Consider the following 25,362-nt stretch of genomic DNA (forward strand, 5'->3'; position numbering starts at 1 on the left):
ATTTTTTATCTAGAAATTCCAACATCATTTTGTATCACCATTTTCTAATTGACAGCATTGATTTACGGCAATGAGATTTTATCTTCTTCGTCTTCTTCCTTCTTTTTGCGTCGTTTCCATAAAATAAAGAATAAGATGAAGGCAAGCAATGCTAGAAGGATGCCCCCAATCAAGAAGTAAATCCAAGTATTATCTTTTTCGATCGTCACATCTTTTGCATTTAATTCTTTCGCTTTTTCAGCAGTAATCGTAAAATCTTTTTCAAAATGCCATTTGTAGAGATAATGAACGTCCGTTTCTTTGCCCTCTTGATTTTTTTCTGTTTGGACATACTCTCCACTAGGATCTTTTTGCCCATACACATCCATGGCTAAATGGTACGTTCCCGCCTTCATCGGTTTGGATGGATTACCACTATCCAACATCCCTTGATTACTGATTGCAATAGGATAATCAAAATTTGTATTTGGTGCCATTTGCATCATTTCTTTGACTGAAGTGAACGTCATACTTGGATCATCGATGTTGGTTACTGTTGCGTCCACTTTCATTTGATTCAAATAACCCATTTCTGAATTTTGAAGATTCGTATTGATAACATTCCGAGCATTGACTTGAGAAGGAGTCACATGATTCAAAGTTAATGAGGGCGCAACTTTTGTTTTTGTTTGTTGCAGTAATAGTGCTTCTACGTAACTAAATTCGTTTTTTAGAGAAACCCCTTTTTTATCTTTTGAAGAAGAGTCCGTTTCAGAAGATTTTTGCTTGAACGTCAAGCCACCCGCGATTACACCATCAAATGTTTCAGATGGCATCGTTACCTCGATGGCTACGTCTGTTTGAGATTTCGGCTGTAAGACTACTTCCTTCGGCATCTTCACATGATCCGCTAAATCAAACTTTAACGTTTTATCTATTTTGTTTTCACTTGGACTGTATTCCACTACACCATTGATATTGGTCGTTGCACTTGCTACATTTGCTTCGACCGTCACTACTTTATCTGTTGAATTGTCCAGTAATACATGGATTGTCTGTTTCTGTCCAGGTGTCATCAATAAATCAAAATAAGAGACCTCTTCTGCTTGGTTTTCCGGTAAGACGGGTGTCATTGAGAATTGAAACTCATTTGCCTTGACGACTTTACTACCTATCACCATCGTCATTACCATTACGAACGTCATTAAATAAAATTTTGCCCTTTTCACTATTGCTGTTCTCTCCTTAATTTCTATAAATAGAAAAGCTGTGTCAAAAGCTTGCCCAACATTCGGATAAGCCTTTGACACATTCTCTTCTTTTTGAAGCTGAATTTTCCCAATAATATCTTATTCAAAAATGATAGAGGCTAACGAAAAAAGGTGGGGGGATTTTCGAATTCCTCATTCATGTTCCAAATCTGAGCATTTCTGGGTTTACATGTGTTTTTTAAAATATCTTAGTTAGCTGGTGTATCACTTAATGACCAAGTCATTGTTGCTTTATAGTCACTTGCTAACTTTGTTGACGCACCTGGTACTTCTAATTTTACAGATGAATCTTTTGTTGTATCTGAACCAAAGTCTACTAAGCTTGTTCCAGCACCATTTCCATCAGTTGCTCCCATGACTACGTCTGATTGTACATTTGGATCTAACGTTGTAATTGCTTTTACTTTATCAGCAGGTGTTTTAGATGCTGAAACAATCGATGCATTAGTCAAATAAACTTTCGCGCCCTCTAAAATCTCACCTGCTTTACCAGCAGTAGCCGCATCTGTTGAAGCAAAATCACTTACTTTGACTGTTAAACCCCATCCAGCTAATGAACCACGATTATCGGTTACTTGAACGTAGTTTGGTCCAGTTTTGGCATTTCCAGCTGCATCTTTGTATTTTTGAGCGGCTGCATTGTACACTTTGTCTACAGATGTGATCTCTTGTGTACCAAAATCAAATGATGAAGCAAAGTCAATCGATAATGGTCCTGGCGTACCTGGAACAACTGGGATAGTTGGATCAGGATTTTCAGGAATAACTGGCTGAGTTGGGTTCAATGGATCAATTGGGTCAGTTACACTAGCTGATGGAGTATATTTGATTGAACCATATGCACCATATGATGCTACTTCGTCTGCTGATACTGTTGTAGCCACGCCAGTTGCGATCATTGTTGCTAGTAAAGCTGTAGTATATAATGTGATTTTTTTCATGTGAATTTTCTCCTTTAAGTTGACGATATTGTTATTTGTTTGTTGGCAGATCTGAAAGAATCCAGACCAAATTTGTTTGATAGCTCACTGGATCTTTAGGTGTCGCTCCAGGAACAAACAATTGAATGGCAGAAGTAAAGGTTGTATTTACTTCCTCTCCTTCAATTATTTCCTTTTTTTCGAATAAATCTGTCATATCTCCCCAGCGTGTAACCCATGTTCCAGCGCCTTGATCAATCTCAGCGCTAGTGATCATACTTTCTTGATTCGGAACCATTCCTAGTACTTCATAAGCAGTAGGTTGCGGGGAGTTGCTGTTACTTACCAGCTTGGGTTTCAGGAAAAACAAGGTTGCCCCTGTTAGTTCTTTGTATTGTGTAGCCTCTTCTGCACGGAACTGGTGGGTTTCTTTTACCTTTAGCGTCCAGCCAGCCAATGTTCCACGATTATCTGTCACTTGAACAAAGTTCGGCGTGATCAAGCTAGGATCATTGAAGTACCTTTGCGCTTGCGCAGCATAATACTCGTCTTTATTGGAAATCTTATTTATCCCAAAATCCAAACTACTAGCAAAATCAATCGATAACGCGCCTCCGGTCCCAGGCTCAGGTCTAGAGCCATCAGGATTCATCGGATCAACTGGAATCTCTGGATTGGTAGGATCTACAGGAAGTGTCGGTTCTTTTGATGATCGGAATTTTACCGCATCATACCCTCCTATATCATCTTGCTGCTCTGCATAAACCATTTGACAGGAGAGAGCAATAAACAATGTCGAAAGTACGCTTGCTAATAAAAACTTCTTCATCTAATCCTCCTTCCTTAGGAAATATCTGAATGTATTTAGTTTGCTGGAGTGTCGGATAATGTCCAATTAAGATTGGTCGTATAAGTCCCCGCTTTTTTCACTGTTGCACCTGGTACACATAACGTAATTGGTGATTTTGTTGCTATAGCATCTCCAGTTGTCGCTGTTGAATCATAATCAGTTGGTTTACCTAGACCATAGATCCAAGTACCCATCCCTTGATTTTTATCCGCAGATACAATCACTGTAGCCGCAGTAGAAACATTGTACATACCTGTATTTACTTCTTCAGGATAAATCGATGAATCCGTTCCTTTTTCTGTGTTCACATGACCACCACTAAAGGCTAGTTGTGCTCCTGTCAAGTAATCCCCCACTTCAGCGCTACCTTCATCGGTCACCGTTGGATCGACAGTATCTAAATGGAACTGTGAATCTGTCGCAACTGACAATGTCCATCCCGCAAAATTCCCACGTGTATCAGTCACCTGTACATAGTTCTCAGCAGTCTTTCCACTAGCAAATGCTTGAGGATGTGCATAATAAGTCTCTTCTTTTGATGAAATGGATTGTTTACCAAAAGCTAAAGACGAAGCAAAGTCAATTGATAATGGGCCACCTGTACCAGGTCCCGGAGGATTTGTCGGATCAGTTGGATCAATCGGTACTACCGGAATGCTTGTATCTGGATCTTCCGGATCAACCGGAGGTGTAACGGTCGTTCCTTGTTTGAATTCGACTGAAGATTTTGAATCATACTGTCCAGCAGTAGCTGCACCGACCAGCGTTGTGCCATATGTAGAAATGATCCCAACGCCAACAATAATTGCTAAAGAATATTTTTTAATATTTTTCATTTTTGATTTTTATATTCCTTTCTTTTTTGGTTAATTAATATTTTTATTTAGTCTCAATTTCAGGTATAAAATGATGCTTGCTACTATCGTGATCAAAGATAAAAGATACATCCCCTCGTTAGAAGCATCACCAGCAGCCGGTATTTTCGTTTGTTCATCAGGAGATGTCGAAAGAATTTGTTTCTCATCTTCTGTTAAATCATTCGAATCAGGGAAAGTCTTCTTTTCATACTTACCATAAAAACCTGTCTCTCCATAACTTCCATAATGTTGACTATCTGCTCGACCAATGGTTACGTTACTAGTCAGTAATAGCAGAATCAAAACCAAAGAAGCGACTCTTTTTCGTCTCCCCATAAACAGCTTCTTCTACCTCCTTTTTTAGAACTGCGTTTATCATACCTTCCTCTATTTTTCACTTCATCTTATTTTTATTTCAGTTCCTGAAAAAAAATTAAACAACAAAACGCACACGTAAAAATCCTTGGAAAAATATACAACATTTTATCGATCCATTCTTATATAAAATTTGAAAAAAAATATAAAATAACCATTTTAGTTGTATAATCAAGTTAATAACTATAGTTTTTTTATAAATTAAATAATTTTAAAACACTTATAAACAAAGCTTAATTGGTATTGTCCAATTTCACATTATTAAAAAAGCAGTGAGTATAGATTAGAAAAAATAATTAAAGTAATGAAAAAAAGAATGGAAAAATTAATTTTTATCAACTGTATAGATAACTGTTGATAGAAAAAAATTCTTCCATTAAATGATGTTTTTTGTGGGGAATGGCGGGGATTTGTGAATGAGTGATTTTTGTTTATGAGTCGTGAAAAATAGAAACATAGGTACGGTATTTGTTGATTGTCATTCTCTAACAAGAGCAAATATTTCCTCTTCAATCGTCCTCAAACTTTATTTTCATTATAATGTATCCCACTATTTAACCCATTAATAATATCGTTAGTTATATTAACTATAAAAATAGTATTAGCACATCAGTATTTCATTTTATTTCTGTAATCTATAAATGGAATCGCTTTCCGATAAACGGAGAAGTGCAAATATGATGTTTAGGAGGAACAAAATATTGTTAGATTCAGATTTTCTTTTTGAAAAATATCAAGAAAAAATACATTGCGTGCAAACGAGACACAAACCTTTAACCACATTGAAAGAACTAGTGGATGTAAAAGAGGCCCCTATTTCCACTATTTATAAAGAACATCTTGAAATGTTAAAAATCAATGTTCTTCACTCGATCTATGATCGAAAAGAAAAAACGATCGACTTTCAGCTATTTTATGTAGAAGAAAATTCAAAAAGCAATATCTATTATCAGTCTTATGCAAAAAATCCAATCACACTCCCTGGATTAAAGAAAGAAACAATTTATATTATCTTCGAAGAGTCACTCGGGATTATGGAAACAAATTGCAATTTATTAGCTATCGACTTTAGAATACAACAAGGAATCGAACAAGAGCACTTAGATAATAGAAATATTTATTTTTTAGACTATGTTTCAAACTTTGAGAATCGCTCGCTCTTTGAATGATTTAAAGAATAAAAAACCAGATCATACCTAGCAAGCTGAGTATGCTCTGGGGAGTGATGGAAGAAGTACGGTGGATTTTTGTTCTTCTTCCAGTAATAGGTAGTAATTCATATTTTACTATTTAACATCATTTGATAGTTGATACTTAGTCGAACGACCTCTTCCGATTTTTTGAATCTTATTCTCTGTTTGTAGCTCAGCCAGAGCCCGTTCAATCGTCCGCTGGCTAATATCCGGCAATAAGTTCTCTAGGTCAGTTCTTCTCAAAGGTTCAAAAGACTTTTCCAGTTCTTCTATTACCCGCTCTACTGGTGTTAGCTCACGATTGATAATGATCTCAAAGCGTTCCGAGAAATTTTCATATGCTCGCAAAATGATGCCAACAAGATAGCGAACAAACGGCGTATAATCTTGTTCATTTTCCGACCAACCAACAGAACTTGCCTGTAACGATTCATAGTAAGTTTGTTTTGATTCCTCAATCAGCATCTCAATACTGATGTACTTGCCAACTAAATACCCTGACTTATACAGCAACAATAATGTCAATAAGCGCGACATCCGCCCATTTCCATCACTAAATGGATGAATCGAGAGAAAGTCTAAAACAAAGCAAGGGATCAATAGTAACGGGTCTATCTCAGCCTTCTGAATAGCTTGATTGTATTGGTAACATAGCTCTTCAATTAAATCTGGTGTCAAATAAGCTGGTGCCGGTACGAATCGAACACGTTCGTTACCATCCTGATCTTTTTCCGTAATAACATTATCTCCACTTTTGAACTTTCCTTTATAACTTTTAGCTGAGTAATTATAAAGATTCTTGTGTAACGTCAAAATATCATTCGGCACTACTCGGATATGCTCATAACTATCATGAATTAGTTTCAAAACATCTCGATAACCGGCAATTTCTTCTTCATCTCGATTACGAGGCTTAATTTTTTCCGCCACAATTTGCTTTAAGCGACCGTCAGTTGTCGCGATCCCCTCAATTCTATTGGAAGCCTCTGTACTTTGAATCAATGCTAAGTCCGTCAGCTTACTTAAAATCTCTGGTTTTGTTGCAATATAGAGTTCTTGTTTTCCTTTATATTCATGAATCTTGGTCAGCATATTCAACAAGTCATGACTGAGAGTAAGCTTATGCAACTCACGATAATCAAATTCTTTCACCGCCATCCACCTCTTTTCTCCGCCATTTTATATCATTTGGCGGAGAAAAACAACTGATGGCGGAGTAAACGACTAAATATATCTTAGTTTCTTTAAATTGACTAGATCTTTTTTTGCAGTCGCTTCTTTCTGCTTCGATTGATTCTCGATGAAATTCTCTCAATTTGAACTCACCAACTTTACCTATTTAAAAACCAAAAAAAGACGCTTCGCAAACTGAATTGCGAAACGCCTGAAATGTCGATATATATAAAATATATTAACGTTTTGAGAATTGAGAAGCTTTACGAGCTTTCTTAAGACCTGGTTTTTTACGTTCAACCATACGTGCGTCACGTGTAAGTAACCCAGCGCGTTTAAGAGCTAAACGGAAGTCAGGATCAACTTCTAGCAATGCACGAGCGATCCCGTGACGGATAGCTCCTGATTGTCCAGCGTATCCTCCACCGTTTACGTTAACAAATACGTCATATGCGCCTTTTGTTTCAGTAACGCCGAAAGGTTGATTGATAACTTCACGCAAGTCAGCATGTGGAATATATTCTTCAACATCTTTTTTGTTGATAGTAATTTTACCAGTTCCTGGTACTAAGCGTACGCGAGCAACTGCATTTTTACGACGGCCTGTGCCGATATATTGAACTTGTGCCAATGAAATTCCCTCCTATTAGATTAAGTTTGTGATGTCTAAAACTTCTGGTTGTTGTGCTGCATGTGGATGTTCTGCTCCACCGTATACATTCAATTTTGTAAATTGTTTGCGGCCTAAAGTATTTTTAGGTAGCATGCCTTTTACAGAAGTTTCGATCAAACGACGAGAATTTTTAGCACGCAATTCACCAGCTGAGATTGATTTCAATCCTCCTGGGTAGTTGCTGTGACGGTAATAAATTTTATCAGTCGCTTTTTTACCTGTTAATTTCACTTTATCTGCATTGATAACAATGACGAAATCGCCAGTATCCAAATGAGGGGTGAAAGTTGGTTTATTTTTTCCACGTAGTACAGATGCAACAACTGTTGAAAGACGTCCCAATGGAACATCAGTTGCGTCTACTACATACCATTTACGTTCTACTTCGCCTGGTTTGGCCATATATGTTGTACGCACGTTAGTTTCCTCCAATTTAAGTTCTGATGTTTGACATACACTTCGAGTTTCCGGGGCTCTTTGTGGGGCAAACAATACCATTTAACATATTACCTGCAAATACCGATAATGTCAACGTTTTTCTATACTTTTGAAAAATTAAATTTCCTTTTCATTTTTATCTTTTCATCGTTTTAGTTTCTTTTAGACTAAGAAATCCGTTTTGTATAAAAAGTTGTGTATTTACATTATTTTTGAATATTATTTTCATTTTATTTATTTTTGTGTATAATTATTTAATTTATTGATTGCTTTTTTATTTTTATGATGTTATCATTTGAAACAACTATTTTGAAAACACTTAAAAATAAAGGGGCGATTTTATGAAAGAAAAAATTATATTGGCTTACTCAGGTGGTTTAGATACCTCTGTGGCAATCAAATGGTTGGCAAAAGATTATGAGGTGATTGCTTGTTGCCTAGATATCGGTGAAGGCAAAGATACCGCTTTTATTAAAGAAAAAGCACTTCAAGTTGGCGCAATTGCGTCTTATGCCATCGATGCCAAAGAGGAATTTGCTCAAGAATTTGCATTGATCGCGCTACAAGGTCATACGTTTTACGAGCAGTCTTACCCACTGGTTTCTGCGCTTTCTCGCCCCTTGATCGCAAAAAAATTAGTGGAATTAGCTCGAAAAACTGGTGCAACGACGATTGCTCACGGCTGTACAGGAAAAGGCAATGACCAAGTTCGTTTTGAAGTAGCAATCAATGCCTTGGCACCTGAAATGAAAATCATTGCACCGGTTCGTCAATGGCAATGGTCTCGGGAAGAAGAAATCGCCTATGCAAAAGAAAATGATGTGCCGATCCCAGCAAATTTGGAGAATCCATATTCTATCGACCAAAACTTGTGGGGACGTGCTTGTGAGTGTGGTGTATTAGAGGACCCTTGGGCGACTCCGCCAGCAGGTGCTTATGATATTACGACAGCCTTGGAGTATACACCTGATCAGCCGGATATCATTGAACTCAGTTTTGAACAAGGCGTTCCAGTTGCTTTGAATCAAGAAAGTTTATCTTTGTCTGAATTGATCTTGTCTTTGAATCAATTAGCTGGCAAGCATGGAATCGGACGGATCGATCATGTGGAGAATCGTCTGGTAGGGATCAAATCGCGGGAAGTGTATGAATGCCCTGGAGCGATCACTTTGATGCAGGCACACAAAGAGCTGGAAGATTTGACCTTCGTTCGTGAATTAGCACATTTCAAACCAATGATCGAGCAACAGTTGAGCCAAATGATTTATGATGGTCTCTGGTTCAATCCATTGACCGATGCGTTGATCTCTTTCTTGAAAGCAACACAGACTGCGGTCAATGGGACTGTCCGTGTCAAACTATTCAAAGGAAACGTCATCGTTGAAGGACGTAAATCAGCCAATAGTCTGTATAACGAAGAACTAGCAACGTATACTTCAGCGGATACCTTCGATCAACAAGCTGCTGTCGGTTTTATCAAGCTTTGGGGTCTACCATCGAAAGTCTATGCGGAAGTTCAAACAAAGCAACAAACAGCCATAGGATCAGAGTAGCGAGTAAAGCAATCAAAAGAAAAGTAAGGTAAAAGCTGAGTGCGAACTCAAACAGGACCTTTTACCTTCTTTTCTTTCATTAAAAACATAGGAGGAATCACATGGATAAACTTTGGGGTGGACGGTTTCAAGGAAAAAGTGAACAATGGATCGATGCATTCGGCGCTTCGATCTCCTTTGATCAAAAATTAGCTGCACAAGATATTTTAGGTAGTCTCGCCCATGTGAAAATGTTGGCCCATACTGGGATTTTGTCCGAGGAAGAAGCGCAACAGATCATCGCTGGTTTGGAAAAACTGCAAACACGCTTAACGAATGGCACTTTGCATTTTTCGGTGGAAAATGAAGACATCCACTTGAATATTGAAAAATGCCTGCATGAGGAAATCGGACCTGTTGCTGGGAAACTACATACTGCTCGTAGCCGCAATGACCAAGTCGCAACAGACATGCACTTGTACCTAAAAGAAACGGTACTTGAACTGATTGAAAAGCTTCATTCGTTGCGCCAAACGTTCGTGGAAAAAGCAGCAGAGCATACGGCTACGATCATGCCAGGATATACTCATCTGCAACACGCCCAACCGATTTCCTTTGGCCATCATCTCTTAGCGTACTATCAGATGTTTACTCGTGACCATGAACGCTTCACAGAAAGCCTGAAACGAATCGATATTTCCCCATTAGGCAGTGCGGCATTAGCAGGCACGACATTCCCTATCGATCGTTTATTCACCGCGACTGAATTAGGCTTTTCTGATGTTTATGCAAACAGTTTAGACGCCGTTAGTGACCGTGATTTTATTCTGGAATTTTTAAGCAATGCTTCATTATTGATGATGCACTTGTCTCGTTTTTGCGAAGAAATCATTTTTTGGTGTAGTTATGAATGCCAATATATTGAACTTTCGGATACTTTTTCAACAGGCAGTTCGATCATGCCCCAAAAGAAAAACCCAGATATGGCAGAATTGATTCGTGGAAAAACTGGTCGAGTATATGGGAATTTATTTGGTTTGCTCACGTTGATGAAAGGTTTGCCTTTAGCTTATAACAAAGATTTTCAAGAGGATAAAGAAGGCATGTTCGATACGAGTGAAACGATTTTAGCTAGTCTCTCGATCATGGAAGGCATGGTCAAAACCATGGAAGTGAACAAAGCCCGAATGTATGCGGCCACGCAAAAAGATTTCTCCAATGCGACTGAGTTAGCCGATTACTTAGCTGCGAAGGACTTCCCTTTCCGTCAAGCACATGAGATCGTCGGTAAACTCGTCTTACAATGTACACAACAAGGTTGTTCATTACAAGACATCCCACTAACAGAATTCCAAGCAATCAGCCCGCTGATCAAAGCCGATATTTACGACACCTTACTTCCGGAAACTGCCGTAAAACGTCGCAATTCATTAGGTGGTACAGGTTTTGACCAAGTAGAAAGGCAAATTGAACAAGCACTACATCAGTTGAAAATAGACAAGAACTAAAAGAACATCTTGAGACAATGTTTCCACACGTTGTCTCAAGATGTTCTTTTTTAGTTTACATTTTTCAAAAATATGTAAAAAAAGTTCAATCTTTCAAGAATAAACATGTCATACTTTAGTTTAAAAAACTTTTTCATACAGAAAGGAAAAACTATTATGCATTTCTTCCCCTTTGTCGATCCCAACCGTCGACCACAAGCCAAGATTCGAAAAATGACAGAAGAACTCACACAAAAATTTCATGCAATCGATCCAGATTTGACTTTGATACATAATGATAACTTTATTGATTATGGTCCAGAGGTCTTTCCACAACTTTCGTCGATTTACTGGGATCCTCGTGTGCCAAATCATCCGATGGAACATTTTGTGTATTCGGAGTATCGATTGAAATATCAATTTTATACGCTCTATTGTTTTACACCTTATGGCGAACAAATTGATGAACATTACGGAAAAGTAAATCATTCGGATCGAAAAACGCTACAAGCAATTGACGATTTGATATTAACTGTTATTCACACTTATCAAGCAAAAAAATTATCTTACTGGAAGGATTTATTTCCAGAAGAACAATTCCAACAAACAATCGCATCTCATTATCAAAGAACTTCACAGATGATCGGTGAAGGTAGAAAAAGTAGTCGACTAATCACCTTCACTGACCCTAAGCATCGACCTTTGGCCGCTGTAGAAAAGAATACGGAATTTCTAGAAACTCAGTTAAATCAATTAGATTCTCGACTAACTGTGACCCATGATGATTCATTTATTGATTTTGGTCCAAGTGATGGACATTTTCTTGCTGAGTGTCCTTATGATCCAGAGGAAGACGACCTAGACGACGATAGACGTGGTCTATCGGAGGAAGAATATGAGATTTGCTATGAAGATATTCCTCTATTTGGTTGTTCTCCCTATAACATAAGCTTTGGTATACATGGCGATTTTTACAGTAAATGGATGTTGAATATTGATTATCTTGATTTAAGAGAGCGATTGAATAACCCTACTTTAGCTATTATTCATCAATATCAGTTAGATAATCTATATTATTGGCGTGATCATTATTCCACTGAAAAATTCCAATCTGAAGCCCTTGATTCCAAAGAACGCGGGCTACGACAAATCCACTCCTGAATATTCAAAAGGGTGTACTCAATGCTCAGTCAATTACAAAAAAATGACAGAAAGACTCTTGTAAGGGTATCCGTAAATCCTCGGAGTGTTGCCCATTCGTTCCATGTTTTTTCATCTTTCGCTTGCGAAGTGCCGCTTAAATCAATCTCAACAGCCGGACGCGAGATCGCTTCTTTGAAGGATCGATCACTCGCAAAGGCTAAGAGTGTCGGTTGGAAAACTGACGACAACAACATTACAACCATCAACAACGAGAACCATTTCTTTTTCATTTTTCCACTCCTTTTCTTTTTTATTTACACCGAGAGTATATCGCAAGAAAAGTAAGCGCTTAATAAAAAGTAGTGATTTTTAAAGAACGTCTTTTTCCATTAGCAGAAAATAAATTTCTGCTTAATTAATAGAAAAAATAACACCCTGTCGACACACGTCTCAATGGATGTATGTCAACAGGGTGTCTTTTATAGTTGTGATTCGCTTGTTTATGCGTCAATTCCTGGTGCTTTACCTAGATGTGCTTGTATCATCCAGATGCGTTTTTCTGTTGCTGCTTTAAAATCAATGAAGATATCTTGTGTTGGATCGTCGCCTTCTTCACCAGCAGCTTCGATTCCTTTTTGGAAAAGATCTGCTAAATAGCGATAACCTGCGACTAATGTTTCTAAACGTTCTTCCATCGTGCGATCCCAACGACCAATCTCATCAGGGATTTTTGTGTTGTCTGCAAATTCACGTAATGTTGAATAAGGTGAACCATCTAATGTGATCAAACGCTCTGAGATTTCATCTAATTGTTCATTCAAGTCGTCCATGAAGCTGTCCATCATTGGATGCAATGTCAAGAATCCAGGACCTCTCATATACCAATGTGTTTGGTGGACGATCACCGACATTTGGCTTAAATCTGCTACTAATTGATTCAATACTTCTTTGGTTTGTTGAAATTTCATGTAATTCTGCCTCCTCGCATTTGCCTATATTAAAATCATAGTAAACTTTGAGGGAAAAGTACACTAAAATCCTTTAGATGAGAACGATTTTCATCCCCAGAGTAATGCTTTTTTTAAATAGCAAAAAATCTGCCAACTAAATAGAAAATATAACTAATGTCATCATTTACGATTCGCCTTCTTCATCTATCCTCTCTATTGAGAGATCCTCTCGTAGTTCCGCAAATAACTGAGAATAGCGGCTTAATTCTTGTTGTGTTGAAACAAACAAAGGATATATTTTGTTGTACATGCGGCTGGCCTTTTTCTGAACAGCCACTTGTTGTGCTAATTCAATATATGCGGAAGCTTCACCTAATGTTTCGATTCTGCCTTGGCTCTGCCAACCTAATATGACTGCCCCTAACGCTGAGGCTTCTTTAACTTTTGGAAAACGGATAGGTTGTCCCAATACATCTGCCATGATCTGCCGAAATAACACTGATTGAGCAAAGCCACCAGTTGCACGTAACTCAATCACTTGATCGGGTGGACAGATACCTCGCAAAATTCGTTTGAGATTAAAACAAACCCCTTCCAGGACCGCTCGCATCATGTCTTTTTCCGTATGCCATCGTTGTAGACCAATAAAACTTCCAAATGCCTCCGCATCCCACAAAGGTGCTCGTTCACCCAATAAATACGGTTGAAAAATCAGCCCATTGGCGCCAGGCGGGACAAAAGCGATTTCCGAAAGGACTGCTTGATACGGATCTTCTCCTTGTTCCTTAGCTCGTTGAACGACATCTTGCATCAATGTATGGACCGCCCAATCAAAGATCCCTGCGCCATTACTAGTTGCTCCTCCGATGACCCAGTGTGTTTGATCCAAAACATAACAGAAGGTTTCCATTGTTGGATGGAGCTTTGGGCGATTCGAAATAAATCGTAATGCGCCACTGGTACCGACAGTCAGCGCTGCCGTCGTCTCACCAAATGCACCTAAGCCTAAATTGGATAATGGCCCATCGGCTCCACCTAAAATAAATGGAATCTCTTGATCAAAATGAAACCTCGTACGGGCTTGTTCTGTTAATTTCGTGAACTGGGTAGTCGCAGGTGCTACTCTCGGTAATTGCTCTTCTTGTATCCCTAACTCTTCAAGAATAGGCTCTGACCATTGGAAACGGTGGATATCGAAGTACCCTGTGCCAGAAGCAGTACTATAATCACTGACTAATTCAGCAAACAGCTCATAAAAAAGATAGTCTTTGATCCCTACAAAATAAGCCGCTTGCTCAAATAAATCAGGAAACTCGTTTTTCAACCAATTGATTTTGATCAATGGTGTCATTGGATGGATCGGCGTACCCGTCCGTTCATAGATCACTCGACCTTTTTCAGTTGCTTTTAATTTTTCTGCTTCATTGACGGCACGAGTGTCTGCCCAAGTAAACATACGAGTTAAAGGTTTTTTATTTTTATCTAATAAAATCAAGCTGTGCATGGCTGTTGAAAATGAAATGAATTGGATTGTCTGTGCTGGCAATTGTTGGATCACTTCATTGATGACCGTATACACTGCATGGACAATCAATTCCTGATCTTGTTCAGCCATGCCTTGAATTTCTTGGATCAGCGGGTAATGAAAGTAGGCTGTAGCTACTTCTCCTGCTTGTTCATTGAATGCAACTGCTTTCGTTTGCGTAGTACCGATATCGACCCCGACTGCAATCATTATTTTTTCCACCTCTCTTCTCCTTTTTTGCGTATCTTAATCAAAAGGAGGTTGGTCTGATGTTTCTTTATTTTATCATTGGTTGTTGCTTTGGTTCTTTTTTGTGCTTAGTCGCACAACGCGTTCCTCAAGACCTTTCTATTATTTCCCCTCGTTCACATTGTGTCAACTGTCACCAAACATTGCATTGGTATGAGTTGATTCCATTACTTTCGATTGTCATGCAACGATTTCGTTGCCGCTCTTGTCAGACCAAACTTTCACCCATGTATCCACTGGCAGAGTTGATCAGCGGTACGCTATTTATGTATGCAGGATGCTATTCGCCAGATACAGTTCATTTGATTTGGCTATTCACTGCTTTTTTATTTTCGTTGATGGATATTTTTTACCTTGCGATCGACACTCGCATCCTCTATTTCTCATGGACTTTCTTATGGGCCTACTGGGTGCTGACTGAGCAGTTTCACTTAGAAACCAGCTTAGCGTTCGGCTTGATCAGTTACGGTTTGCTGCGTTATGGGCAAGCTTATTTAGGCGCAGGCGATACGTTACTCTTACTTAGTTGGAGTAGTGGGTTAGCCTCCACACATTTTCTCATGCTTATGTTTATCGCAAGTTGTCTTGGTTTAAGTTATTTTTGTATCACTGCTTTATTCCATAAGAAAAGAAAGCATCTCCCTTTCGTTCCTTTTCTGAGTATTGCCTTATGGTTGGTCCTCTATTTCCGATAGCACAAAAAAGAAGAAGCATCTAGAACAAAATGTCCGACCTTCCTCTTTTCTTATTACTTAAAATTCATATTTTCTAGTAACTTATACTGCTAGTCTTTCCAGTTTTTTCTAAGGAATCCCGCCCGACCAGAGCCTTCACGATACAACTGATAATGGATCTTGTTTTTCTTGTAGTAATCTTGATGATACTCCTCTGCGGGATAAAAGGTCGTACGAGGTTCGATCTTTGTGACGATCGGTTGATCGAAACGGCCACTTGCTTGTAACTGTTGTTTTGAGTTCTCTGCGGCTTCACGTTCTGCTTCATCACTATAATAAATGACCGGACGATAAGAGTCCCCACGATCAGCAAACTGCCCTAAAGCATCTGTCGGATCGGTCTGTTGCCAATAAATCTCGACCAATTGTGCATAGGTGATGATTTCAGGATCATATTCGATTTCTACCGCTTCCGTATGACCTGTTGTTCCAGTCGTCACTTGTTCGTAGGTTGGATTTGGTACATGTCCTCCAGTATAACCGGAAGTAACGGAGAGGATACCTGGTTGTGTTTCAAACGGTTTGACCATACACCAAAAACAGCCACCTGCAAATACAGCTTTTTTCACTGCCATTTCTTATCAGCTCCTTTGGTTTTATCATACTCGTTTTCATTGAAATAAATAGTAATATGCTTATTTTACCCCCTACCGGTATTTTTAGCCTATTTTTATTGTTTTTCTTTTATTATTTGAAAACTTGTGGATAAATTTTGGTACACATAATAATTATCCCCTGTGGATATCTATTGCCATTTCTTTTATCCACAGTTACCTTTTACTTCCTTGATTCTAGTTTATCCACAAAAAAAAGGTCAAGTCCCTCAAACAGGAACTTGACCTTCTTTCTATGAATCATGGTTTATCGTGTTTGTTCATTCATTGCATCTTCGGCAGCCATTTGTGCTTCGATGTCAGAAATGCTATACACGTTTTCACTTGCAACGCCAACTTCTTTTGGTTCCATGTTGCGGTAACGTGGCATACCAGTACCAGCTGGAATGATCTTACCGATGATAACATTTTCTTTCAAACCAAGAAGTGGATCTTTTTTGCCTCGGATCGCAGCATCAGTCAAGACACGAGTTGTTTCTTGGAAGGATGCAGCTGATAAGAAGCTGTTTGTTTCTAATGATGCTTTTGTGATACCTAGCAAGACTGGACGAGATGTCGCAGGAACGCCACCAGCAACTAACGTATTGTAGTTTTGGTCTTTGAAGTCTGCGATATCTAACAGTGTCCCTGGCAAGATTTCTGTATCGCCTGGGTCCATGACGCGCACTTTACGAAGCATTTGGCGAACCATTACTTCGATATGTTTGTCGCCGATTTCTACCCCTTGCATACGGTAAACACGTTGTACTTCACGTAATAGATAGTTTTCAACAGATAGAACGTCACGTACTTGCAACAATTGTTTTGGATCGATTGATCCTTCTGTCAATGGTGCACCACGATGGATCATATCGCCTTCAGCGACTTTCATACGTGCAGTGTAAGGCACTGTATACGTACGTGTATCTGTTTTCCCTTTGATCGTTACTTCTTTAGTACGTGTTGCAGGATCTTCAGAGATATCGATAACATCCCCTGTTACTTCAGTGATCACTGCTTGCCCTTTCGGATTACGTGCTTCAAAGATTTCTTGGACACGAGGAAGACCTTGAGTGATATCATCTCCGGCAACCCCACCCGTATGGAACGTACGCATTGTTAACTGAGTACCTGGTTCACCGATTGATTGAGCGGCGATGGTACCAACTGCTTCTCCGACTTCAACGTCAGAACCAGTTGCCAAGTTACGTCCGTAACAATGTTTGCAGACACCATGTTTTGTATTACATGTGAAGACAGAACGGATCGTTACAGTTTCAACACCTGCATCAACGATTTGTTTTGCAACATCTTCAGAGATCAATTGATTTCCGGCAATGATCATTTCGTTGGTTTCAGGATGACGAACTTCTTTACGTGTGTAACGTCCAATCAAACGATCTTCAAGAGATTCGATGATTTCATTTCCTTCACGGATTGCTTGGATCTCAAGACCGCGGTCAGTGCCACAATCTTCTTCACGAATGATGACATCTTGGGCAACGTCAACTAAACGACGTGTCAAGTAACCAGAATCGGCTGTCTTCAAGGCTGTATCGGTCATTCCTTTACGAGCCCCGTGAGTTGAGATAAACATTTCCAAGACAGAAAGTCCTTCGCGGAAGTTCGAAATGATCGGCAATTCCATGATACGTCCATTCGGTGCGGCCATCAATCCACGCATACCAGCAAGCTGAGTAAAGTTGGAGATGTTACCACGGGCACCAGAATCTGACATCATGAAGATTGGGTTTTTCGCTTCCAAACCTTCCATCAGTTTTTGTTGGATGCTGTCTTTCGCAGAGTTCCAAACAGCGATTACTCGTTCATAACGCTCGTCGTCAGTGATCAATCCACGACGGAATTGCTTCGTGATCGACTCTACTTGTTTATGTGCTTCGTCAATGATCACTTGTTTTTCATTCAAGACACTGATGTCGGCGATCCCTACAGTGATACCTGCATGTGTTGAATGTTTGTATCCTAAGTCTTTCATACGGTCAAGCATCTTAGATGTTTCAGTTACTTTGAAACGTTTGAAGACTTCGGCGATGATGTTTCCTAAGTTTTTCTTCTTGAATGGTAAAACTAGTTCTTGTTCTTTGATGTGAGCAGGAATATCTGTTCCAGCTTCAACAAAGTATTTGTCCGGTGTTTGGACAGTCAAGTTGAAGTCAGTTGGCTCATTCAAGTAAGGGAATTCTGGTGGCATGATCTCGTTAAAGATGATCTTACCAACAGTCGTGATCATTGTGCGTTCTTTTTGCCATTCTGTAAATGGTTTGTCCCCTAATGTCGTTGGGTTCACACCAATACGTGAATGTAAATGAACGTAGCCATTACGCCATGCGATGACTGCTTCGTTTTGGTCTCTAAAGACCATTCCTTCGCCTTCACGACCTTCTTCTTCCATTGTTAGGTAGTAGTTTCCTAAAACCATATCCTGAGAAGGTGTAACAACTGGTTTACCATCTTTTGGATTCAAGATGTTTTGAGCAGCTAACATCAGCATACGTGCTTCTGCTTGTGCTTCTTCGTTCAACGGTACGTGAACGGCCATTTGGTCTCCATCAAAATCGGCATTGTAAGCTTCACATACCAATGGATGCAAACGGATCGCACGACCTTGGACAAGAACTGGTTCAAATGCTTGGATACCTAATCTGTGAAGCGTAGGTGCCCGGTTCAATAGAACTGGATGTTCTTTGATGACGTCTTCTAAGACATCCCAAACTTCATCTTCTTGACGTTCGATTTTGCGTTTCGCATTTTTGATGTTTGAAGCAAGTTCACGTTGAACTAATTCGCGCATCACGAATGGTTTGAACAATTCGATCGCCATTTCTTTTGGTAATCCACATTGGTACATTTTCAAGAAAGGACCTACGACGATAACTGAACGACCAGAGTAGTCGACACGTTTACCAAGTAAGTTTTGACGGAAACGACCTTGTTTCCCTTTCAACATATGAGAAAGAGATTTCAATGGGCGGTTACCTGGTCCTGTAACAGGACGGCCACGACGACCGTTATCGATCAACGCATCTACCGCTTCTTGTAACATCCGTTTTTCATTTTGAACGATGATTCCTGGTGCATTCAAGTCTAACAAACGTTTCAAACGATTGTTACGGTTGATCACACGACGATATAGATCGTTCAAATCACTTGTTGCAAAACGTCCACCTTCTAATTGGACCATTGGTCGTAGATCTGGTGGGATGACAGGGATAACGTCCATGACCATCCAGCTTGGTTCATTGCCAGAAGCACGGAATGCTTCTAAAATGTCCAAACGACGGATCGCGCGTGTACGTTTTTGTCCTTGTGCAGATTTCAACTCTTCTTTCAATTCAGCCGCTTCGCCATCCAAATCAACGTTATCAAGTAATTGTTTGATTGCTTCCGCGCCCATTGCTGCTTGGAATTCTTGGCCATATTGTTCACGTTTTTCGCGGTATTCGCGTTCAGTCAACAATTGTTTTTTCTCTAAGCTTGTGTTTCCTGGTTCAATAACAACATATGAGGCAAAGTAAATGATTTCTTCTAATGCGCGTGGGCTCATGTCTAATACAAGACCCATACGAGAAGGAATACCTTTGAAATACCAGATATGTGAAACAGGTGCTGCTAATTCGATATGACCCATACGTTCACGACGAACTTTTGAACGAGTCACTTCCACACCACAGCGATCACAAACGATTCCTTTATAACGGATACGTTTGTATTTTCCGCAGGCACATTCCCAGTCTTTTGTAGGACCAAAAATCCGCTCACAGAACAACCCTTCGCGCTCAGGTTTTAAGGTACGATAGTTAATCGTCTCAGGTTTTTTTACTTCACCGTAAGACCAGCTTCTGATTTTTTCGGGAGAAGCCAAACCTATTTGCATACTTTCGAATTTATTTACATCGATCAAAAGGGGTTCCCTCCATTTCGTTTAATGGCAAAACCGTAAGGCGGCTGATCTTCGACCGCCTCACAGTATCTCAGACCGGATTAGTCTAAATTATCTTCTGCGGTTTCAAAGTTTTGGATGATATCTTGTCTTTCATCTTCGACTTGTTCAGCAGCTTGTTTTTCTAGTTCTTTTGCTGTTTGTTGTTCAGCGAATTTTGTCAAAGCATCCACTGTGATCAAATCATCGTCTTCGTCATCCATGTCGCGAAGTTCGATCTCGCTGTCTTGGATGTCTAGGACACGCATGTCTAATCCTAGTGATTGTAATTCTTTGACTAATACGCGGAAGGATTCAGGTACACCTGGTTTTGGAATTGGTTCACCTTTGACGATTGCTTCGTATGTTTTCACACGTCCGACTACGTCATCTGATTTGTATGTCAAGATTTCTTGTAAGGTATAAGCCGCACCGTATGCTTCCAGTGCCCAAACTTCCATTTCCCCAAAACGTTGTCCACCAAATTGCGCTTTACCACCTAATGGTTGTTGCGTAACTAGTGAGTAAGGTCCAATTGAACGTGCATGTAACTTGTCGTCAACCATGTGAGCAAGTTTGATCATGTACATCACACCGACAGACACGCGTCCGTCAAATGGTTCACCTGTACGTCCGTCATAAAGAACAGTTTTCGCATCGCTAGCCATACCAGCTTCACGAACTGTTTCCCATACGTCTTCATCACTTGCACCATCAAATACTGGTGTTGCTACGTGGATGCCTAATTGACGGGCAGCCATCCCTAAATGCAATTCCAATACTTGTCCGATGTTCATACGTGATGGTACCCCTAGTGGGTTCAACATGATGTCGATCGGTGTTCCATCAGGTAAGAATGGCATATCTTCTTCCGGCATAATACGGGAAACAACCCCTTTATTACCGTGACGTCCGGCCATTTTATCCCCTTCATGGATTTTACGTTTTTGAACGATATACACACGAACTAACATGTTGACACCTGGTGATAATTCATCGCCAGCTTCACGAGTAAAGATCTTCACATCGTGAACGATCCCGCCTCCACCATGCGGTACACGTAGAGAAGTATCACGTACTTCACGTGCTTTTTCACCGAAGATCGCATGCAATAAGCGTTCTTCTGCTGAAAGTTCAGTTACCCCTTTTGGTGTTACTTTACCGACTAATAGGTCACCGTCTTGGACTTCCGCCCCAATACGAATGATCCCCATTTCGTCTAAGTCTTTCAATGCGTCTTCACCGACGTTCGGGATTTCGCGAGTGATTTCTTCAGGTCCTAATTTTGTATCACGAGCTTCTGATTCATATTCTTCAATATGAATCGATGTGTACACATCATCTTTGACAAGACGACGACTCATGATGATCGCATCTTCGTAGTTGTATCCTTCCCAAGTCATGAAACCGACTAAGACGTTTTGTCCTAGAGCCATTTCACCTTGTTCCATTGATGGGCCGTCTGCCAAGGTATCCCCTTTTTCGACTTTCTCACCTAAATGAACGATTGGGCGTTGGTTGTAACTTGTTCCAGAGTTTGAACGACGGAATTTTGTTACTGAGTATTTGTCTAATGCGCCATTGTCGCGACGTACGCGGATCTCAGCAGCATCAACAAATTCAACTACACCATCGTGTTTACATAGTAACGCAGCTCCTGAGTCATGAGCTGATTTATATTCCATACCAGTACCAACCCAAGGTGCTTGTGGATTGATCAATGGCACTGCTTGACGCTGCATGTTGGCACCCATCAAGGCACGGTTGGAGTCATCGTTTTCCAAGAAAGGAATACATGCTGTCGCTACCGCAACTACTTGTTTTGGTGAAACGTCCATATAATCGACTTTATCGATCGATACTTCTAAGTTTTCACTTTGGGCACGAGCCATGACGATTTCTTCAGCAAATGTACCGTCATCATTCAACTTACTGTTTGCTTGGGCAACGATATAATGGTCCTCGATGTCTGCTGTCAAGTAATCGATTTGTTCTGTCACACGGCCAGTTTCACGATCAACACGACGATACGGCGTTTCGATAAAACCAAATTTGTTTACTTTCGCGTAACTAGATAAACTATTGATCAACCCGATATTTGGTCCCTCAGGCGTTTCGATCGGACACATACGGCCATAGTGGGAGTAGTGAACGTCACGTACTTCATAGCCGGCACGGTCACGAGTCAAACCACCAGGTCCTAAGGCAGAAAGACGACGTTTGTGTGTCAATTCGCCCAATGGATTGGTTTGGTCCATGAACTGAGACAATTGTGAAGAACCAAAGAATTCTTTGATACTTGCGACAACTGGACGGATGTTGATCAATTGTTGTGGTGTCAATGTTTCTGTATCTTGGATTGACATTCTTTCACGTACGACACGTTCCATACGTGCTAAACCAATACGGAATTGATTTTGTAAAAGTTCTCCGACAGAACGGATACGACGATTTCCTAAGTGGTCGATATCGTCCACGTTGCCGATGCCTTCCATCAAGTTCAAGAAATAGCTCATTGAAGCAACGATATCCGCTGGACGAACAGTTTTCACTGTTGTGTCTGGGTAGCCGTTACCGATCACGTTAACTTCACGTTCTGGGTCTTTTGGTGAAAAGACTTTGATCACTTGGACAGTCATTGGATCAGTGACTACGCCATCTTCTGTTGGGTAGTAAGTCACTGAGTTCAAACCATTGTCGATGAACGGTGCTAATGTTTCCATCACTTGATGGGTCAAAGCTGTTCCTTTTTCAACAATGATCTCGCCTGTTTCAGGATCAACCAACGTTTCAGCTAACGTTAAGTTCAATAGACGTGTTTTCAAGTCTAATTTTTTGTTTACTTTGTAACGACCAACATTTGCTAAGTCGTAACGTTTTGGATCAAAGAAGCGGGCATTCAGCAAGTTACGTGAACTATCTGCTGTTTTTGGTTCGCCTGGGCGAAGACGCTCGTAGATGTCTTTTAATCCTTCTTCTGTTCTAGAATCACTTGCATTTTTGTGTAAATCTTTTTCGATCGTGTTACGTAATGTTTCACTATCCCCAAAGATTTCAAAAATCGTGTCATCTGAACCGAAACCTAATGCACGAACTAACACAGTCAATGGAATCTTACGTGTGCGGTCGATACGTACATAAGAGATGTCTTTTGCATCAGTTTCCATTTCTAACCATGCACCACGGTTAGGGATCACAGTGGAACCGAATCCTTCTTTACCGTTTTTGTCTACTTTCCCATGGAAGTAAACACCTGGTGAACGGACTAATTGGGAAACGATAACACGTTCCGCACCGTTGATGATGAATGTACCTTGCTCTGTCATCAATGGGAAATCACCGAAGAATACTTCTTGGGCTTTGATTTCGCCTGTTTCACGGTTTGTTAAACGTAAAGTCACATGTAATGGTGCAGAGTAATTTGCGTCATGTGCGCGTGCTTCTGCTACTGTGTACTTTGGTTCTTTCAATTCATAATCTACAAATTCCAAAGAAAGATTGCCATTGAAGTCATCGATTGGCAAAATATCTTCAAACATTTCTCTTAGTCCTTCATCTAAGAACCATTGGTACGAGTCTGTTTGAATTTCGATCAAATTTGGTAATTCCAACACTTCACTGATTCGTGCGAAACTTCTACGTTCGCGATGTTTTCCGTATTTTACTACGTGTCCAGCCAAGCTCTTCACCCCTCTAAAATGTCATTCAAAAAGACTACCCGATCAATTGTTACAATAATATTAAAAATATTATATTTAGGTAACAACAGACATTTTTTGCGGCTTTTAGGCAAAAAAAAACCAAAAATAGAACGTTCTCTTGAGTACTTGCCTACGTGAGCTTCTACTTTTGTTTCCTTATATTAAAGCCGAAACGGACAATATTTCGTTTCTGCCTTCGCTTCATCAGATAGTTTTTGCAACTTCATATAATACACTGTTTAAACGTAAAAGTCAACACTTCCTGGCGTTTCCTGTAAATTTTCGTAATTGTTTCTTAATCTTTCTTTTTTGTTCCAATTTCGTCCATTCCTAATTGAGTGACTCTTCCTCACAAAATCTTTTCGTCTTTATAGCGACTCAAACAAAAAGTATGACGCGCTGTCCTCATTCGATCGTAAATCTGCTAATATATAAATAGTAGAAAGGAGCTTGATCGATGACGACAAAAGCCAAGGTACTACACCTTTTAAAAAATACTCCGACATTTCTATCCGGTGAAAAAATCGCCCAACAACTGAATGTCTCCCGAACGAGTATTTGGAAAGCCATCAAAGAATTAGAAAAAGAAGGTTTTCGCTTTGACCATCAAGCGAAAGGGTATCGTTATCTCCCCTCCGATGTATTAGATCCTGTAGAGATTTCCCAAGCATTATCCTCTTTTGATGTTCAAGTGAAGGTATTATCACAATCTGAATCCACCATGAAAGATGCTAAATCGGCATCTAATATGGATACTACGAAACCTAGTTTATTTATCGCGGATACACAAGAACAAGCCCATGGACGTTTTGGACGTTCCTTTTTCGCTCAACCAGGTCAAGGAATCTACATGAGCCTATTATTGCATCCACAAAAGCATTTTGAGGAATTGCCACAATATACGTTGATTGCTGCCAGTGCATGTGTCAAAGCGATTCAAGAAACGTCAGGAAAACATGCCATGATCAAATGGGTCAATGATATCTACCTTGAAGGGAAAAAGGTTTGTGGAATTTTATCTGAAGCGGTAAGCGATATGGAAAGTGGTGAAATTCGTTCAGTGATTATTGGTGTGGGCTTGAATTTTTCGATCCCTCACACGCAATTTCCTGATGAGATCCAGCAAAAAGCGACTTCCTTGTTTCCTGATGGTGAAGCATCGATGACTAGAAATCAATTGATCTGCGCGATTTGGAAACATTTCTTTAGGTATTTAGCCGACCCTTCGCACACCTATTTTGATCTTTACACAGAACGGTCATTTGTCCTAGGTAAGTCTGTCAGCTTTACCCGACAAGGAAAATCTTATCAAGGAATTGCCCAGGCAATCGGTCCAAAAGGAGAACTGATCGTAGATACGCCAAACCAGCGCTTCCAACTACTCTCTGGTGAAGTCAGCTTAACAGAAATCGATGGGCTACCATCAGCAAAAAGAGGCTAGTTCGTTTCCTAGCCTCTTTTTTATCAATGGTGGGTTTGTCATGCTCGCTTTATTTTCATAAGCTTGATGTCACGAGAAAACATGCAAGCTTCTTTACGATGTACTATATTTTTCTACTATGTGCTTGATTCTATGTTTGAGGTACTACATTATGTGTTTTATTTTACTTTTGAGTCTACATCTAATTTCTATGTTTGTTCTATGTTTGTTCTATGTTTTAACTCTATGTTTTAGTTCTATGTTTTAGTTCTATGTTTTAGTTCTATGTTTTAGTTCTATGTTCGATATCCTTTTTAAATCGGATAGTACTATGTGCTATTGTCAGTAGCAGTAGAACA

At 39.8% G+C, this 25,362-nt stretch carries 20 protein-coding genes; 6 read left to right on the forward strand and 14 right to left on the reverse strand.

All coding sequences use genetic code 11. The features are described from left to right. Positions 1 to 62: 62 nt before the first annotated feature. The 5 genes from IGJ39_RS13470 to IGJ39_RS13490 form a co-directional block, all read right to left on the reverse strand. On the reverse strand, positions 63 to 1,184 hold the full coding sequence (locus IGJ39_RS13470; RefSeq protein WP_438764977.1) for a DUF916 and DUF3324 domain-containing protein: 1,122 nt from the start codon (positions 1,182 to 1,184) through the stop codon (positions 63 to 65). Positions 1,185 to 1,438: 254 nt separating this feature from the next. Beyond that, positions 1,439 to 2,191, reverse strand: coding sequence for a WxL domain-containing protein (locus tag IGJ39_RS13475; protein WP_019722943.1), 753 nt, complete (start codon positions 2,189 to 2,191; stop codon positions 1,439 to 1,441). A gap of 31 nt (positions 2,192 to 2,222) precedes the next feature. Next, positions 2,223 to 2,999 (reverse strand): WxL domain-containing protein, encoded by a 777-nt coding sequence (locus IGJ39_RS13480; RefSeq protein WP_019722944.1) that lies wholly within the window; start codon positions 2,997 to 2,999, stop codon positions 2,223 to 2,225. A 35-nt stretch (positions 3,000 to 3,034) separates the two neighbouring features. Then, positions 3,035 to 3,856, reverse strand: a complete 822-nt coding sequence (locus IGJ39_RS13485) for a WxL domain-containing protein (RefSeq protein ID WP_019722945.1) — start codon at positions 3,854 to 3,856, stop codon at positions 3,035 to 3,037. Positions 3,857 to 3,886: 30 nt separating this feature from the next. Then, positions 3,887 to 4,213: a hypothetical protein gene (locus IGJ39_RS13490; protein WP_019723637.1), complete on the reverse strand. Its 327-nt coding sequence runs from the start codon at positions 4,211 to 4,213 to the stop codon at positions 3,887 to 3,889. 740 nt (positions 4,214 to 4,953) lie between these two features. Here IGJ39_RS13490 and IGJ39_RS13495 point away from each other — a divergent pair. Further along, a complete protein-coding gene (locus tag IGJ39_RS13495) occupies positions 4,954 to 5,421 on the forward strand; it encodes a hypothetical protein (protein WP_019723638.1) in 468 nt (155 codons plus the stop codon). A 117-nt stretch (positions 5,422 to 5,538) separates the two neighbouring features. On the opposite strand, the gene IGJ39_RS13500 is transcribed toward IGJ39_RS13495, so the two are convergent. The 3 genes from IGJ39_RS13500 to rplM all read right to left on the reverse strand — a co-directional run bounded on the left by IGJ39_RS13500 (position 5,539) and on the right by rplM (position 7,693). Then, entirely contained in the window at positions 5,539 to 6,603 is a 1,065-nt protein-coding gene (locus IGJ39_RS13500; RefSeq protein ID WP_019723639.1) for a Fic family protein, read from the reverse strand. Positions 6,604 to 6,856: 253 nt separating this feature from the next. Continuing rightward, positions 6,857 to 7,249: a 30S ribosomal protein S9 gene (rpsI, locus tag IGJ39_RS13505; RefSeq protein ID WP_010733940.1), complete on the reverse strand. Its 393-nt coding sequence runs from the start codon at positions 7,247 to 7,249 to the stop codon at positions 6,857 to 6,859. Between the two features lie 15 nt (positions 7,250 to 7,264). Beyond that, positions 7,265 to 7,693: a 50S ribosomal protein L13 gene (gene rplM, locus IGJ39_RS13510; RefSeq protein ID WP_153830627.1), complete on the reverse strand. Its 429-nt coding sequence runs from the start codon at positions 7,691 to 7,693 to the stop codon at positions 7,265 to 7,267. A gap of 377 nt (positions 7,694 to 8,070) precedes the next feature. Between rplM and IGJ39_RS13515 the strand changes: the two genes are divergently transcribed. The 3 genes from IGJ39_RS13515 (at position 8,071) to IGJ39_RS13525 (ending at position 11,909) form a co-directional block, all read left to right on the forward strand. Beyond that, entirely contained in the window at positions 8,071 to 9,282 is a 1,212-nt protein-coding gene (locus IGJ39_RS13515; protein ID WP_019722514.1) for an argininosuccinate synthase, read from the forward strand. A gap of 101 nt (positions 9,283 to 9,383) precedes the next feature. Beyond that, complete coding sequence (argH, locus tag IGJ39_RS13520) at positions 9,384 to 10,769, forward strand: argininosuccinate lyase (RefSeq protein WP_019722515.1); 1,386 nt, start codon at positions 9,384 to 9,386, stop codon at positions 10,767 to 10,769. 156 nt (positions 10,770 to 10,925) lie between these two features. Beyond that, positions 10,926 to 11,909: a hypothetical protein gene (locus IGJ39_RS13525; protein WP_019722516.1), complete on the forward strand. Its 984-nt coding sequence runs from the start codon at positions 10,926 to 10,928 to the stop codon at positions 11,907 to 11,909. A gap of 29 nt (positions 11,910 to 11,938) precedes the next feature. Here IGJ39_RS13525 and IGJ39_RS13530 read toward each other — a convergent pair whose 3' ends face one another. The 3 genes from IGJ39_RS13530 to IGJ39_RS13540 form a co-directional block, all read right to left on the reverse strand. Further along, positions 11,939 to 12,181 carry a hypothetical protein gene (locus tag IGJ39_RS13530; protein WP_019722517.1) on the reverse strand — a complete coding sequence of 81 codons (243 nt, stop codon included), beginning with the start codon at positions 12,179 to 12,181 and terminating at the stop codon, positions 11,939 to 11,941. A gap of 210 nt (positions 12,182 to 12,391) precedes the next feature. After that, positions 12,392 to 12,859: a Dps family protein gene (locus IGJ39_RS13535; RefSeq protein WP_019722518.1), complete on the reverse strand. Its 468-nt coding sequence runs from the start codon at positions 12,857 to 12,859 to the stop codon at positions 12,392 to 12,394. 166 nt (positions 12,860 to 13,025) lie between these two features. Next, positions 13,026 to 14,579 carry a gluconokinase gene (locus IGJ39_RS13540; protein WP_029593945.1) on the reverse strand — a complete coding sequence of 518 codons (1,554 nt, stop codon included), beginning with the start codon at positions 14,577 to 14,579 and terminating at the stop codon, positions 13,026 to 13,028. A gap of 56 nt (positions 14,580 to 14,635) precedes the next feature. On the opposite strand from IGJ39_RS13540, the gene IGJ39_RS13545 reads away from it, so the two are divergent. After that, positions 14,636 to 15,310: a prepilin peptidase gene (locus IGJ39_RS13545; protein ID WP_438764983.1), complete on the forward strand. Its 675-nt coding sequence runs from the start codon at positions 14,636 to 14,638 to the stop codon at positions 15,308 to 15,310. An 89-nt stretch (positions 15,311 to 15,399) separates the two neighbouring features. Here IGJ39_RS13545 and msrA read toward each other — a convergent pair whose 3' ends face one another. From msrA to rpoB, 3 genes are all read right to left on the reverse strand, one after another. Continuing rightward, positions 15,400 to 15,924, reverse strand: coding sequence for a peptide-methionine (S)-S-oxide reductase MsrA (gene msrA, locus IGJ39_RS13550; protein WP_010733927.1), 525 nt, complete (start codon positions 15,922 to 15,924; stop codon positions 15,400 to 15,402). 286 nt (positions 15,925 to 16,210) lie between these two features. Beyond that, a complete protein-coding gene (gene rpoC / locus IGJ39_RS13555; protein WP_019722521.1) occupies positions 16,211 to 19,864 on the reverse strand; it encodes a DNA-directed RNA polymerase subunit beta' in 3,654 nt (1,217 codons plus the stop codon). A gap of 80 nt (positions 19,865 to 19,944) precedes the next feature. Next, on the reverse strand, positions 19,945 to 23,562 hold the full coding sequence (gene rpoB / locus IGJ39_RS13560) for a DNA-directed RNA polymerase subunit beta (RefSeq protein ID WP_019722522.1): 3,618 nt from the start codon (positions 23,560 to 23,562) through the stop codon (positions 19,945 to 19,947). Positions 23,563 to 24,040: 478 nt separating this feature from the next. Here rpoB and IGJ39_RS13565 point away from each other — a divergent pair, with 478 nt between their 5' ends. After that, positions 24,041 to 25,024 carry a biotin--[acetyl-CoA-carboxylase] ligase gene (locus IGJ39_RS13565; RefSeq protein WP_019722523.1) on the forward strand — a complete coding sequence of 328 codons (984 nt, stop codon included), beginning with the start codon at positions 24,041 to 24,043 and terminating at the stop codon, positions 25,022 to 25,024. The last annotated feature ends 338 nt before the right edge of the window (positions 25,025 to 25,362 follow it).

Source organism: Enterococcus sp. AZ140, from assembly GCF_051714405.1.
In the GTDB taxonomy this organism is placed as follows: Bacteria; Bacillota; Bacilli; order Lactobacillales; family Enterococcaceae; genus Enterococcus_B; species Enterococcus_B pernyi.

Excerpts from the sequence above, each read along its gene's own strand:
- msrA (WP_010733927.1), bottom strand. The coding sequence starts at position 15,924 with ATGGCAGTGAAAAAAGCTGTATTTGCAGGTGGCTGTTTTTGGTGTATG.
- IGJ39_RS13480 (WP_019722944.1), bottom strand. The coding sequence starts at position 2,999 with ATGAAGAAGTTTTTATTAGCAAGCGTACTTTCGACATTGTTTATTGCT.
- IGJ39_RS13545 (WP_438764983.1), top strand. The coding sequence starts at position 14,636 with ATGTTTCTTTATTTTATCATTGGTTGTTGCTTTGGTTCTTTTTTGTGC.
- IGJ39_RS13525 (WP_019722516.1), top strand. The coding sequence starts at position 10,926 with ATGCATTTCTTCCCCTTTGTCGATCCCAACCGTCGACCACAAGCCAAG.
- IGJ39_RS13470 (WP_438764977.1), bottom strand. The coding sequence starts at position 1,184 with ATGACGTTCGTAATGGTAATGACGATGGTGATAGGTAGTAAAGTCGTC.
- argH (WP_019722515.1), top strand. The coding sequence starts at position 9,384 with ATGGATAAACTTTGGGGTGGACGGTTTCAAGGAAAAAGTGAACAATGG.
- rplM (WP_153830627.1), bottom strand. The coding sequence starts at position 7,693 with ATGGCCAAACCAGGCGAAGTAGAACGTAAATGGTATGTAGTAGACGCA.
- IGJ39_RS13530 (WP_019722517.1), bottom strand. The coding sequence starts at position 12,181 with ATGAAAAAGAAATGGTTCTCGTTGTTGATGGTTGTAATGTTGTTGTCG.
- IGJ39_RS13490 (WP_019723637.1), bottom strand. The coding sequence starts at position 4,213 with ATGGGGAGACGAAAAAGAGTCGCTTCTTTGGTTTTGATTCTGCTATTA.
- IGJ39_RS13565 (WP_019722523.1), top strand. The coding sequence starts at position 24,041 with ATGACGACAAAAGCCAAGGTACTACACCTTTTAAAAAATACTCCGACA.
- IGJ39_RS13515 (WP_019722514.1), top strand. The coding sequence starts at position 8,071 with ATGAAAGAAAAAATTATATTGGCTTACTCAGGTGGTTTAGATACCTCT.
- IGJ39_RS13500 (WP_019723639.1), bottom strand. The coding sequence starts at position 6,603 with ATGGCGGTGAAAGAATTTGATTATCGTGAGTTGCATAAGCTTACTCTC.
- IGJ39_RS13535 (WP_019722518.1), bottom strand. The coding sequence starts at position 12,859 with ATGAAATTTCAACAAACCAAAGAAGTATTGAATCAATTAGTAGCAGAT.
- IGJ39_RS13475 (WP_019722943.1), bottom strand. The coding sequence starts at position 2,191 with ATGAAAAAAATCACATTATATACTACAGCTTTACTAGCAACAATGATC.
- IGJ39_RS13485 (WP_019722945.1), bottom strand. The coding sequence starts at position 3,856 with ATGAAAAATATTAAAAAATATTCTTTAGCAATTATTGTTGGCGTTGGG.